Annotated in this window: 11 protein-coding genes; 2 read left to right on the forward strand and 9 right to left on the reverse strand. The window is 43.0% G+C overall.

What is annotated here, in order from left to right:
- The first annotated feature begins 54 nt into the window (after nucleotides 1-54).
- Nucleotides 55-600 (forward strand): hypothetical protein, encoded by a 546-nt coding sequence (locus LUCIF_RS12250; protein ID WP_122628177.1) that lies wholly within the window; start codon nucleotides 55-57, stop codon nucleotides 598-600.
- A 229-nt stretch (nucleotides 601-829) separates the two neighbouring features.
- Here the strand turns inward: LUCIF_RS12250 and LUCIF_RS12255 are convergent, their stop codons facing one another.
- The 3 genes from LUCIF_RS12255 to LUCIF_RS12265 all read right to left on the reverse strand — a co-directional run bounded on the left by LUCIF_RS12255 (nucleotide 830) and on the right by LUCIF_RS12265 (nucleotide 4,704).
- The gene (locus LUCIF_RS12255; RefSeq protein WP_122628178.1) at nucleotides 830-1,600 is read right to left on the reverse strand and encodes a Fic family protein; all 771 of its coding nucleotides are present in this window, start codon (nucleotides 1,598-1,600) and stop codon (nucleotides 830-832) included.
- A gap of 146 nt (nucleotides 1,601-1,746) precedes the next feature.
- Nucleotides 1,747-3,636 carry a PAS domain-containing sensor histidine kinase gene (locus LUCIF_RS12260; protein WP_165865982.1) on the reverse strand — a complete coding sequence of 630 codons (1,890 nt, stop codon included), beginning with the start codon at nucleotides 3,634-3,636 and terminating at the stop codon, nucleotides 1,747-1,749.
- A 180-nt stretch (nucleotides 3,637-3,816) separates the two neighbouring features.
- Entirely contained in the window at nucleotides 3,817-4,704 is an 888-nt protein-coding gene (locus LUCIF_RS12265; protein ID WP_122628180.1) for a LysR family transcriptional regulator, read from the reverse strand.
- A 180-nt stretch (nucleotides 4,705-4,884) separates the two neighbouring features.
- Here LUCIF_RS12265 and LUCIF_RS12270 point away from each other — a divergent pair, with 180 nt between their 5' ends.
- Entirely contained in the window at nucleotides 4,885-5,679 is a 795-nt protein-coding gene (locus LUCIF_RS12270) for an epoxyqueuosine reductase (RefSeq protein ID WP_207857566.1), read from the forward strand.
- Between the two features lie 81 nt (nucleotides 5,680-5,760).
- Here LUCIF_RS12270 and LUCIF_RS12275 read toward each other — a convergent pair whose 3' ends face one another.
- The 6 genes from LUCIF_RS12275 to LUCIF_RS12300 all read right to left on the reverse strand — a co-directional run bounded on the left by LUCIF_RS12275 (nucleotide 5,761) and on the right by LUCIF_RS12300 (nucleotide 12,820).
- Nucleotides 5,761-6,381 (reverse strand): HutD/Ves family protein, encoded by a 621-nt coding sequence (locus LUCIF_RS12275; protein ID WP_122628182.1) that lies wholly within the window; start codon nucleotides 6,379-6,381, stop codon nucleotides 5,761-5,763.
- A 101-nt stretch (nucleotides 6,382-6,482) separates the two neighbouring features.
- Nucleotides 6,483-7,907 carry a purine-cytosine permease family protein gene (locus tag LUCIF_RS12280; RefSeq protein ID WP_122628183.1) on the reverse strand — a complete coding sequence of 475 codons (1,425 nt, stop codon included), beginning with the start codon at nucleotides 7,905-7,907 and terminating at the stop codon, nucleotides 6,483-6,485.
- Nucleotides 7,908-8,341: 434 nt separating this feature from the next.
- On the reverse strand, nucleotides 8,342-9,151 hold the full coding sequence (yfaU, locus tag LUCIF_RS12285) for a 2-keto-3-deoxy-L-rhamnonate aldolase (protein ID WP_165865983.1): 810 nt from the start codon (nucleotides 9,149-9,151) through the stop codon (nucleotides 8,342-8,344).
- A 24-nt stretch (nucleotides 9,152-9,175) separates the two neighbouring features.
- Nucleotides 9,176-10,441: an MFS transporter gene (locus LUCIF_RS12290; protein ID WP_207857568.1), complete on the reverse strand. Its 1,266-nt coding sequence runs from the start codon at nucleotides 10,439-10,441 to the stop codon at nucleotides 9,176-9,178.
- Nucleotides 10,442-10,552: 111 nt separating this feature from the next.
- Nucleotides 10,553-11,758 carry an L-rhamnonate dehydratase gene (gene rhmD, locus LUCIF_RS12295; RefSeq protein WP_122628185.1) on the reverse strand — a complete coding sequence of 402 codons (1,206 nt, stop codon included), beginning with the start codon at nucleotides 11,756-11,758 and terminating at the stop codon, nucleotides 10,553-10,555.
- A 264-nt stretch (nucleotides 11,759-12,022) separates the two neighbouring features.
- The gene (locus LUCIF_RS12300; protein ID WP_122628186.1) at nucleotides 12,023-12,820 is read right to left on the reverse strand and encodes an IclR family transcriptional regulator; all 798 of its coding nucleotides are present in this window, start codon (nucleotides 12,818-12,820) and stop codon (nucleotides 12,023-12,025) included.
- Between the last annotated feature and the right edge of the window lie 16 nt (nucleotides 12,821-12,836).

Consider the following 12,836-nt stretch of genomic DNA (forward strand, 5'->3'; position numbering starts at 1 on the left):
ATACTTTCTAAATCTGGAGAAACTATTATTTTATTTTAAAGGGGGGCTTTACTCATGAACAACAAAAGGGTTCTATCTTTCTTAGTTATTTCTTCTCTGCTAACAATCTACGCTTTTCCTGCATTTGCGGATACCTCGGATACTTCTACATCGACAACTTCTCAAACGGTAACTGTCACCACTGCTTCACAACCGGCAACAACTACTTCTTCAATAACGCTTACGGCTGAAGACCAACAACTAGCTGATGCATTAAGCACAACCTATGGAGTTACTGTGACGGCTCAAACTATCGCTAATATCCACGTTACAGGAGTCGGTTATGGTGAAATCTCTAAAGCCTACGGCTTTGCTTCTCTTTCGGGTAAAACTGTAAGTGACATACTTGGGATGAGGCAATCTATGGGCTGGGGTAAAATTGCGAATAGTCTTGGTGTAAACGTTTCGGATGTAACTCGAAACGATGAAGCAGTTCAACATGCCGTCAACAATTCCGAAAGCATTGCAAGCAGCAGCAAAGCCAGTCAAAAAAATAGTGACAGCCATGGAAATAGCGGCAGCCACGGAAACAGTGGCAGTCACGGTGGCGGACATCACTAATATTACATAGAGCGTCTCTAAAATGAACGCATAAAAATAAGCCTATTTAATAGGCTTATTTTTATAATAAGTACTGGTTATGTTTCCGTAGATATTGTCTAGAAAAGCAGTTCCCCTGATCCTGATTATAAATCAAACTTTAAAGAATAAACACGATTGCATTCGTATAGGCAATAAAAATGCTCCGCAAATGGGAGCTATTTTTGATATGAATTTACCTGAATTATTTTTATGCCTGGTTTTGCGGTGTTAAGTGCAAGTTTCTTATTAATTCTCTTTGGGCTTCATCAACTCGTTCGTAGATAAATCGCGTAAAATCCTGGTCATTCGTCCATGCATTCTCAAGGACCTGGATGTATTCATGCCTTACGGCGGAGGGTATGATTACGATCGGATAACCATCCTGGCGTAAGGTTAGATTCATAAGCAGCCTTGCAGTCCGGCCATTCCCATCTTTAAAAGGATGTATCTGAACAAGTTCTTTATGGACTTGAATTGCAAAATCTACCGGGTGCAGGACTAAACGCCTTTTTTCCAGTGAAATGGCCCATTCTTTCATTTTACCTGGTACTTCATCCGCTGTCGGAATTTTATCATTGTGTTCGGTTCCGGAAATATAGATCGACTGCATACGATATTTACCTGCTATTTCAGGATTTTCGGGTTCTACGCAGTATTTGTGCAGTGTCTTGATATCACTTTCCGTTATCGTTTTATTATTTTGGGCCAAATTCCACATGAAGTCAAAAGCTCGCCCATGACCGATTGCCTCAAGGTGGTCCTTTAGGGGTTTACCTCCGATCGTTATTCCATCTTCCAAAACAACCTTCGTTTCCGAAAGGGTTAATGTATTTCCTTCCAGTGCATTGGACGAATGGGTTAATCCCACCCGGTAATATTCTTTGAGATTTAGTATATTCTCATTGGTAAACGGCCGATTGCTATTTATTAGCTGTTGCTGTTTATCGATTTTTAATAGTAAATTTCTATCGGATTGCAATGCTGTCCCTCCTAATCAATACCTATACGGCTGACGGCTCTAGGCCGATATAAGCTTATTCTTCCATAAAGTAGTCAGTCAATTCGCTCTTTCAATGTACCTATTTATCTTTAAATGCCAAGAATCCTGCAAGTTAACGCGCTTCGTTAACTTTCGCATGCTTTGAAATAAACATAAAAAATAGTTCCTTCTTTACTTGTCGTAAACTCAATCAGAGCATCGTGTCTTTTAGCAATACTATAGCATATCGCAAGACCAAGTCCAGTGCCATTTTCCTTAGTAGTATAAAATGGCGTCCCTATTTTAGCCTTTACTTCCTCGGGAATTCCTTTTCCTTCATCTTGAACAGCCAAAACGATCCGATTACGCTTTGAAAAGATTTGAATGGTTAAAGTTCCCCCCGGATACATTGCCTCAAAGGCATTACGAACTAAATTCAAAATTAGCTGGCGAATCTCTTTAACATCCAACATAGCCAACGGAATTTCCTGTAACTCGATTTTAACCTTTTGCCCTATAAGGTGTGCATCGCATTCAATTAAAGGCAATATTGCTTTTAGAATTTCAACTAAATTAACTGGTTTACGTTGAACTAGTTTATTATTTGCCAAAGATAAAAACTCGGAAATAATTTGGTTGGCCCTATCTAATTCTTCAATCATTAAAGCAAATTTTTCTCTATAATCATGGAATTGCTGTTTACTCTCCAATAATTGCAAATATCCGCGAACCGTCGTCATTGGATTCCGTATTTCGTGAGATATACTTGCAGCCATTTCTCCTACTAAAGATAACCGGTCTAGCCGGGCCATCTTTTCTTGAATTTTTTTCTGTTCATCAATATTACGGAAATAAACTGCCAACCCCCCGCCGGATTGCGGATAAATACTCATGCTCATCCAATACTGGCTAAGTTGAGAGAAAAATTCAATGTGCATAGGAGTTCTCGTACTTTTCGCCTTTACCATGCTTTCATAAAAAACTGGCGTCTTAGGAAGGATATCCCATACGTATTTTCCTATTAGATCCTCCTTCTGTCTTAAGGATTTATAATCTTCGGCATAAGTCATGGCCACCTTATTTACATAGGAAAAGCGCCATTCATTATCTAAAAAATAGCAGCCGTCGGGCATGTTTTCGATGATCTCCCAAATGTCTCTTCTGCCCCGTTTAAATTTGACCGAATGGTTCCTCGTTAAGGACGAAAATTGTATATGTTCCGTAACGTCATTAATAATCATTAAAATTCCGGCAAAATTATCGACAGTATCTGTCACTTGAGATATCTGCCAATTAAAATATCTATCGTCTGTAAGCCTTTTATGCCACCTAGTCACACTAAAAGGGTTACCAGTTTGTAATGTATTTAAGTGTATTTGCAAGAGTTCGTTTACAATCAATGGATCATATTTTTTAGAAAAGATATCTTGTAAAGTATGGCCCATAATATCATTTATAGCCATATTATGTATATTTATTGCAAAATAATCATTTACCATAATAAATTTTAAATTATGGTCTAAAACAGCGACTCCAACATTAATGCTCTGTAATATTGCCTTAATAACCGCCGCCATTCCAAAGGAATTTTTCTCTAGATTTACGAGGTATGATTTTCGCTTGGTCTTTTTTTTATTGGCCGTAATATCTTCATAAATTGTAATAGCCCCGTTTATTTCACCATTTTCATCATACAATGGAAATGCATTCAGTCTGGCAGTTTTGGAAATACCATCATTCCAAATAAATTCTAATTCTTCATTTACAATGATTTCATTGTTTCTGACTGCCCGTTGAATAGGCATCTCTTGAGATTCCAATTTACATCCATTACATAACACCTCCGCTTTATAAGAAGTTAGTGAGTTATGATAAAATAAACCAATTCTTAAAAAATTAGCGGCTAGCAAATTATGGCATATAACGGTGCATGATTTATCTGTAGCGATTGATATTCCTAATGGCAAACTATTAAACAGTTTCCAAATAATCTCCTGTTTAATTTGTATATGGGGAAATTGAAATACTGTATTCATAAATTTCATCCAATCTTTTATAGTTATTACATATATTTCTAATTTCAACAAAATTTAGCTAATCCCCTTCAATTTTCATTTAAAATCCAAGATTTTTGACAAAAATTATGGTATACAGGATTTCCTTATCCTCGAAGCCCATTATCTACAAAGCCTATAATCAGCTAAAAAAAGAGTCCTTTAGCAAATATTCTTCGCTGTGTTTTGCTCTATAAATGCTCGTATGGCCGGCGATAACCATTTGTCCTTGTGATAGACAATTTGTGTATAAATTTCAAATTTGGGGCCACGCCATGGTATTTCCAACAGAAGATTTTTCTGAATCTCTTCCGCTACGGTCGCTTTAGGAAGAATCGTTACGCCATACCCATTCATCACCAGCTGTTTGATTGCCTGTATATTATTGATCTCGGTCAGATTCTTGGGGCGGACCTGATTTTGGGCTAAGATAGCATCAATCATCGCCCGGTAGGTACATCCAGGTTCAGTAACCACTAAGTCTTCATGGTGAAAGTGAGTTATATCAATTTCCTCAAAGTGAGTAAAAGGATGGTTAGGGGCAGCAACCACGACGATTTCCTCGCTGCCAAGAATGTGAGAAATTAGTTCCGGAACGGTTATTCTACCGGAGAGTAAAAAGGCAATATCAACTGCATTGTTTTTTAACATCTCGAGAATGTTGGCAACGCTGTCAAATTTTATACGAGTGGTAATATGAGGATAATGAACTTTGAAGTGGTTCAGAATGGCTGGCAGATGCACATATCCTAACGATTCATTGGCCCCAATTACAATTTTTCCGCCAAATTCCCCGTTGCCCTGCAATATATCTGTTGCTTCTTTTGCTGTAGTGACGATGCGCTGCGCATACGGAAACAGAAGTTTCCCTTCGTGGGAAAGACAAACTTTGTGTCCGAGTCGGTCAAACAGCTTAACGTGGAGTTCTTCTTCCAGGGCTTTGATATGGGATGATATCGTTGGCTGCGAATAGCCAAGGAGAGCGCCAGCTTGAACAAAACTGCCCGCTTGGGTGATGGAGAGAAAAGTTATCAATTGTTTAATTTCCATAATAATATCCTTATATTCCCATTTGATTTTTCTATCGATATTATTATAACTATCAATTTTACAAATGTCACGCGGTTTGCTATAGTAACAGTAAGAAAACTGGCAGGCTATGGTATGACCGGTTTGCCAGCTTGAAAAATGGATAAATAAAAATGATACGATAAGTCGGGAGGGATCTTTGTGGACATCATTAATATTGAAGAAGCAATCAACGAGTTTTGGTCGGATAACCCCCTTAATATTGTAAAAGACCTAAATTCTTTACAGATTTTTGATAAGCCTCTCATTGGCGTAGCTTCGGCATATGATCCACTTTTTGAACAGCTTAAAGAAGAAACCGCCGTCGGTCCTCACCATATGTCGCCACAGGAATGGTTACCCGGCAGCCAATCCGTAATTTCTTATTTTCTTCCCTTCACCGAAGAAGTTCGTACGGCTAACCGTCGCATGGGGCAGCCCGCACGGGAGTGGCTCTACGGACGCATTGAAGGGCAACAATATAATAATGCCCTATGTCAATTCCTGGTTCGTTGGTTTACCGCTGCCGGCTATGAGGCAGTCGGCCCTTCAGTCGATAAACGATTCCAGGTCACGAACAAGCGCAGCAATTGGTCGGAGCGGCATGTTGCCTTTATAGCCGGCTTAGGGACCCTAAGCCTTAGCTGCTCTATTATTACTAAGCGTGGTTCAGCAGGACGGTTGGGCAGTGTAATTGTGAACACCCTTCTTGAATCCACTCCCCGCTACTATACCGAAAAAGATGAGAATTGTACCAAGTGCGGCGCTTGCATTTTGCGCTGTCCACCTCTTGCCATCAATGAAAACGGGAAAAATCACGCCGTATGTTCCGACTATCTGGACAGGGTATTGGCGAGATTTTCGCCCCGGTATGGCTGTGGCAAATGCCAGACCGGCGTCCCCTGCGAGACTAAAATACCTGATAAAGCTAGGATTGGTAAATCGACCGCTATATGAATGAAAAAAGGCTACTCCGAAAGATCAAAAGAAAAAGGGCAACAAAAATAAGCCTCCCTAATAATGGGTAGGCTTATTTTATCAACTGCCGATTGGCTGATAAATTCTGGTAACAAGGCAATTCGCCTTCCCGGGCCCTACATTCGCCACTGTGAAGGAGACAGTGGCGTCCGGGTTATGAATGCAGCATAACTCCTTCGGATTAAGCACCATCTCCGGACCGTCCAAAGTAACCCTGACAGTTCCCTGATGCAGGTATATAACCTGTGCGCTCAGTTTCATCCGCGCCGGCGGCTCATCAAGTAAAGTCCGGGTTTCTTGTTTTTCCAGAGGTAAATAAGCAACCGTCCCGCGGTATTCATTCCGGGTCATCAAATTAAAATCAACCGCTCGGCCATAACTGGTCGTGGTCCAGCCGCCGTCAAAAGTATCCTGTTCATATGGTTTGAGTTCTTTCTGATACTGCTCCTGATGGACTAAGGTAACATTCCCCTCCAGCAGGACCAGGATCCGGTCTACTCCCGGCAGGGCGGAAAAGGTCGACTGATCCGCTTCTACTGTGGCTGTACTCAGGCGCCAGGAAAACTCGCGCTTTAAATAAGACGCTTCTGCCGGATCAATGTAAAGTTCCGTCGTCCTGCCGCCCGACCATCGATTAACCGGGTAATCGGCTGTTTTTTTTATCACTACTTTATTATGCATTATACATTCTCCATTTTTTATGTTATCTTTTATAAAACTTATAACCCGGCTATTCTCTTGTCAACATCCGGCGCATCACTGCCTGCACCTGTTCTATAATCCTATTTTCCGATATAGTTACCGGGATAAATCATTTCTTTGGGTGCCACATTGCGGCTTTGGGCCCACGGGTAATAGACGCCGGCAGTTACAAGCAGGGCAATGATCCAGGAAATATCCGCCCCACCGAGCATTTTGGTAATCGGTCCCGTATACATGGATTGAGCCATAAAAGGAATTTGTACTAACACCCCGATAAAATAGGAAACAAGCGCCGGCGTGTTCCATTTACCGTATCGGCCTTGAGGATCGTATAAGGCTGGAATATCAATTTTCTCTCTGGATATCCAGTAAAAATCGATGAGATTAATTGCACTCCAGGGGGTAAACACCATAAGCAAGGTCAAAACGAAATTTTTAAACAGGTTCAGGAAATCTTTGCTGGCAAAAATGGCGATGCAAACCGATAAAATAATCATTCCCAGTATGAAAAAACTCCGTTGCGTTGTCGTAACGCTTTTCTTGCCATTAAACGCCGTAGTAATCGTTAGCATGGACATGAAGGACCCATACGCGTTCAACGTATTGACCGTTAACTTGCCGATCACAATAACCAGGTAAATTAGAACGGCAATTACGCCGATTCCTCCCAATTCCCCTAAATACCCCACTTGATTTTTCAAAAAACTCCCGCCATATCCGGCAAGGCTGGCCGCACTAATAATAACGCCAAGCGACATGGCCCATTGGGTGCCGATAACACTTCCCAAAAAGGTATTCCAGAACGTGGCCGTCTGGGACGTGCTGCGCGGTAGATAGCGGCTGTAATCTGCGACATAAGGACCAAAAGTAAGCTGCCAGCCCGCTGAAAGGGAAATAGCCAATAAAAAAGTGCTCATTGCAAACGGTTTTATACCGATAAAAGAAGCAACCGGAAACTTTATGAATGCCATGATTGACAGATAGGTAAAACCGATCATTCCGGTGATTGTCGCAACACGGCCCAAAGCATGAATGTATTTGTAGCCAAGAAGCGCCAATAATGCTGTCAGAGCACCAAAAATAATAATGCCAACAGCCGGTGTTTCCACACCAAGAATACCATTTATCGCCTGCCCGGAAAGAACAGTGCCGGTGGCTGCAAATCCAAGATACATTAACACCGCCAGGACAAGGGGTAGAATTGCACCCAGTACACCGAACTGGGCGCGGCTCGAAATCATCTGCGGCAATCCCAGCCGCGGCCCCTGCGCTGAGTGAAGGGCCATAACGGCGCCGCCTAAAATATTGCCGACCAACAAACCAATAAAGGCCCAAAGAGCATCTGCGCCAAAAACGACGGCCAGTGCGCCATCCACAACCGATGTAATCTGCATATTGGCACCGAACCAGAGTGTGAACTGATTGAAGGGCGTACCATGTCTTTCCTGGTCTGGAATCATGTCAATCGAACGAGTTTCAATCAAAGTCTCTTTCGCCTGGGTCATCCTCTTCACTCCTTTTTTATGCATCTACCCTGAAAATACCGAGATCACCGCACTCCACCCGTTCCGCTCGCAATTACAGATCATCCCACTCAACTTTCATGGGATTCCTCCTTTCGAACAAACTCGCCACGGATTTTTTCCTTATCTATTCCTCTAACCCTATGCTAATTCGCTCCATTTAGCAATTAAAATGAAGCTCCCGTTCGTTTTCATATTATTAATAGTAAAATCATTAATTCCCAGAAATGCTGCGCTATAAAAAAATACGTCCGAAGAACAAGGTTCTTCGGACGCCATTGTCCTTTTTAGCCGTTTGTTACTTATTAAATTAGCATCTTTACCATGAATTGTCAAATTGTTTTGATAATCTGGGATTTTCCTATAAGTTTCGAACCGTCCCCTGACTCTCTACTTTTTGTTCACATCAATGTTATTTAGTACGATTTCTTTACTTCCACTGGTTTATTCGTTTTGAATATCGCCAGGGCCGTGTCCAAAGCCTGGGTAAACAACATGGTATCGACCGCAACCGCTACGAACGTTGCGCCCCATTTTATACACTTTTGGGCCATTTCAGGCTCAACCGCTAACGTCCCTGCCGCTTTTCCCAAAGCCCGGATGCGTTTGATGCTTTTTTCGATAATTGCCTGCATTTCAGGGTGGCCCGCATCTTCATACCCGAGAGAAGCGGACAGGTCGGCCGGTCCAATAAATACGCCGTCAATGCCATCGACTTGTACAATTTCGTCCAAATTATCGATTGCCGCCTTGGTTTCCGCCTGAACAAGCAAACACAAATTTTCTTCCGCTTTTTGCATATAGTCACTGACTCTTCCCCAGCGGGAGGCTCTGGCGATGCTGGCGCCTACTCCTCTTACCCCTAACGGCGGATAACGCATTGCCGAGACCATTTCCTGTGCCTCTGACGCCGAATTAATCATCGGAACTAATAGCGTTTGCGCGCCAATATCAAGCGCCTGTTTTATCAGTGTTCGATTTCCTTCCGCCACTCTGATTACGGGATGGCTGGGGTAAGGGGCTATGGCCTGGAGTTGGGAAAGTTGGGTCTGAATTGTATTCGGAGCATGTTCCCCATCCAAAAGCAGCCAATCATAGCCGGCCGTTGCGGCAATTTCGGCTATGTAGGGAGTTGCCGTACTTAACCAAAGGCCAATTTGTGCCTCTCCTTTGACAATGGCCGTCTTAAAAGGGTTACACAGCACTTCGTTTATTGCGTGGTTCATTTTATTTTTCTCCTTTTATGGGATTTATCTATTCACTTTTTGTTCCTTTAAAGCAAGAATGGCGAGGGAACCAATCACCGTGATAAAAGCTAATGTCAGCAAACCGGCAGTCCCGTTATGAAAAAAGGTCTCGGCTTTGACTCTTATGAGCGGAGCCAGAAAACCGCCAAAGGCGCCAAACATATTAACAAAGCCAATGCCGGCGGCTAATGCCGCCCCGGATAAAATGTTTGTCGGCATCGTCCAAAATACGGGCTGTACGGCAATAAAGCCGATCGCGGCAAAACAGAGGGCAATAATCGCCAATACCGGGGAGGCAATGGCGGAAATTCCTATGCCGAGTCCCGCCACCAAAAGGGTCCTGGCGGCCGTTTTTTTACGTTCTCCTGTTTTATCGGAATAGCGGGGGATGTAATAGGTGCCAAACAAAGAAGCAATCCAGGGAATCGCGGCAACCAACGATACGGTAAATCCTACCTTTTGCCCCATCAATGCCCCAACTTGCGTGGGAAGGAAGAAAATAAGCCCGTAAACACTAATCTGTATAATCATGTAAATAATGGCTAGATGCCATACCTTTGCATTGCCCATTGCATCATAAATACTGGAACTGGTTTTAACGCTTTCTTCCGAATTAAGCTGGTCAATTAATACTCCCTTTTCATTTTGATCTAAGAAACGGGCATCCTGCGGTTTATTGTCCAGGTAAAAAAAGGTGATGATCCCTGCAAGTATGGCAATCAGTCCTTCAATGATAAACATCCAGTACCAGCCCGGTTTGCCCATAAATCCGTGTAATTCCAGCAACGCGCCGGAAAGGGGGGAACCAAATGACAACGCTAACGGCGCTCCCATATAAAACAGCCCCATAATCCCCGCCCGATATTGTTGAGGAAACCACTGGGAAGTGAGATAAATCATGCCTGGAAAGAATCCCGCTTCGGCTACGCCTAATAAAACTCTAACGGTTAGAAATTTCCATTCCGTATCTGCATAGGCCATGGCAGCGGATAAAACTCCCCAAACCAATGTCGTCAAACCAATCCAGGTTCTGGCGCCAAATTTACGCATAAGTAAATTAGCAGGAACTCCCAGGAACGCGTAAGCGGCAAAAAATATCCCCGCCCCCAGTGCATAGGCCTCATTGCTCAAGCCGGTATCCAGCTGATAGGCCTGTTTGGCAAAACCAATATTCGAGCGGTCTAAGAAAGCTAGAATATAAAGAGCTAGCATAAATGGAATCAAACGCCAACTGGTTTTCTTTACAATGTGCTCAAGTGTCGCAGTCACAAGCATCTCCCTCTCATAATGAATTAAAAAAAGCGGGTAATTTTGCTTAAGAATTTCAAAGCCTGCTAGAGCAATTGCTCTGCTACTGCACTGGGTAACAGAGCCTATTTATTAATGAGTATAAGCACGCTTCATTTTGCACGTCCGGTTCAGTTCAACCCCAAAACCGGGACGGTCCAAAACGGTTTTATGAATTTTGCCATTTACGGGAACCGGCTCATTAAGCAAAATTGGGTCGAACTGGGGACGAAGCCTTGCACAATCCGGGCTCGTCATCAAAAATTCGCTGAACGGCGTATTGGTAAAGGTAATCACAACGTGATGAGAATAAACGGAAGAACCATGCGGAACAACCCATTGCCCCCGGGATTTCGCAATGGCGGCAATTTCTGTCAAAGTGGTCACACCGCCGCACCAGCTTACATCGGGCTGTAAAATGTCTACACCGATATCCGAAAGCATTCGGAAAGACTCCAGATTGCCATGATGTTCGCCTGTTGTTACCAGCATGCCCTTCGGTGCGTTACGTTTTAACTCTCTATAGCTCTCATATTGTTGCGGCGGAAAACACTCTTCAATCCATTTCAGGTTGTAAGGTGCACAGGCGTGTGCCAATTTTGTAGCATAATTTACATCCTGGCTCATCCAGCAATCCAGCATCAGCCAAAAATCAGGGCCGCATTTTTCACGGTATTCGGCTACCATCGCAGCATCTTTGGCTATGCCTTGGTCCGAATCCTGCGGTCCCCAGTGCGTTGGCATCTTACCGCCGATAAAGCCCATCTCTTTCGCTAAATCGGGTCTGGCACCTGTTGCATAAAACTTAATTTCGTCCCGCACAGCACCACCTAATAATTTATAAACAGGCAGGTCCAGTACCCGGCCGTACAGATCCCACAGAGCATTGTCTACGCAGGAAATCGCATTCATCACTATCCCGCCGCCGCCGGAATAGTACCAGGTCGCATTGAGCATTTGGTCATGAATCAATTTAATATCCGATACGCATTTCCCCTCAACAAACCGGCTGAGATGCTTTTCCACGACAAAGCAGCCCATTTCCCCGCCTGTGGAAATGGCAAAACCTGTTACCCCATTATCGGCTTCGGCTTCAACAATTAGAGTGCCTAATACATTGATCCCGAAAGATTGGCGGGATTGTTCATATTCCTTGTACTTGCTCATGGGAGTGGCAATATGATCGTCAATCCAGTGACTTCCTTTCTGATCATGATAATCTCCGCCGCCGCTGCCTTTTTCCGCGGTGGCTCCCCCCATAAAATAGGCCCGGATTTCTTTAATCTTTGGTAAATTCATGCTCCTTTTCCTCCTTGTAAATTTAGGTTGTGTCTTGCAATTCCGCAGCTTTTTTTCCTTTCTTAGCTAAGTATTCTCTCCTCCTTCCCATACTATTAGTATTTAGTTCATATACATGAACTGAGTTCATGAGATTTAGCATAAAAAAATCAATTCATTGATTCATATATATGAATCAAGTTCATAGCATATTGTGTAAAAATGAATCAAACTAGAACTTGAGTAATTACTCTATTCATAAACAGAATGGTTGGAGGTCTAAATTTAGAAAAACAACCGGATTCGCCGAAAGCCCAATCGTTTCGATATCTCTAACGCTGCATTGGTAATCATTTTGCCAAAAAGTTCTGTTTTCGCCGTATCCATTTTTAAGTATATCGAAGCGATACTAATAGCGGCAACCGGTTTTTCCGTCCGGTCATAGACCGGTGCGGCAACGCAAAAAATCTCGTCTTCCATTTCGCGGTTATCAATAGCATATCCCCGTTCCCGGGTTAGGCTAAGATCCTCAAGCAGCTTATCCAATTCAAGAATGGTTGCCGGCGTATAAGCGATTTTATCCGTATTCCTATTCCAAATTTCTTGTACCCGCTCTACAGGATATGCCGCTAACAGCGCTTTGCCCAAACCGGTGCAATACATTGGCCTTCTTATCCCTAAGCCGGCGGAAGTGGTTATGGAAGAATTCTTTTCAACACGGTCCAGATAGACAATCGTCCCCTTTTCCTCGATCGCCATAAACACGGTTTCACTGGTTTTCACGCTCAGTTCTTCTAAAAAAGAGCGTGACATCTTGTGAAAATCAATCTTTTCCAAAACACTCATGCCGAGTTCAAACATTTTGAGACCTAAACGGAACGTTTTGAGTTCTTTACTGTCAAATTCCACCATGCCTGCTTCTAATAATGTATAAATAAGGTCATAGGTGCTGCTTTTCGGTATATCCAATGCCTGTCCGATTTCTAACTGGGTAAGTGGTTTCGGACTGGCCGCCAGTATATTTAAAATCTCGATTGCTCTGGATGCAGATTTATTAATCGTTAAAATAGCAAACCCTCCAATTCACATATATGAATCA

The sequence above is a fragment of the Allolucifera butyrica genome, from assembly GCF_900476375.1.
Classification (GTDB): domain Bacteria; phylum Bacillota; class Negativicutes; order Sporomusales; family UPPP01; genus Lucifera; species Lucifera butyrica.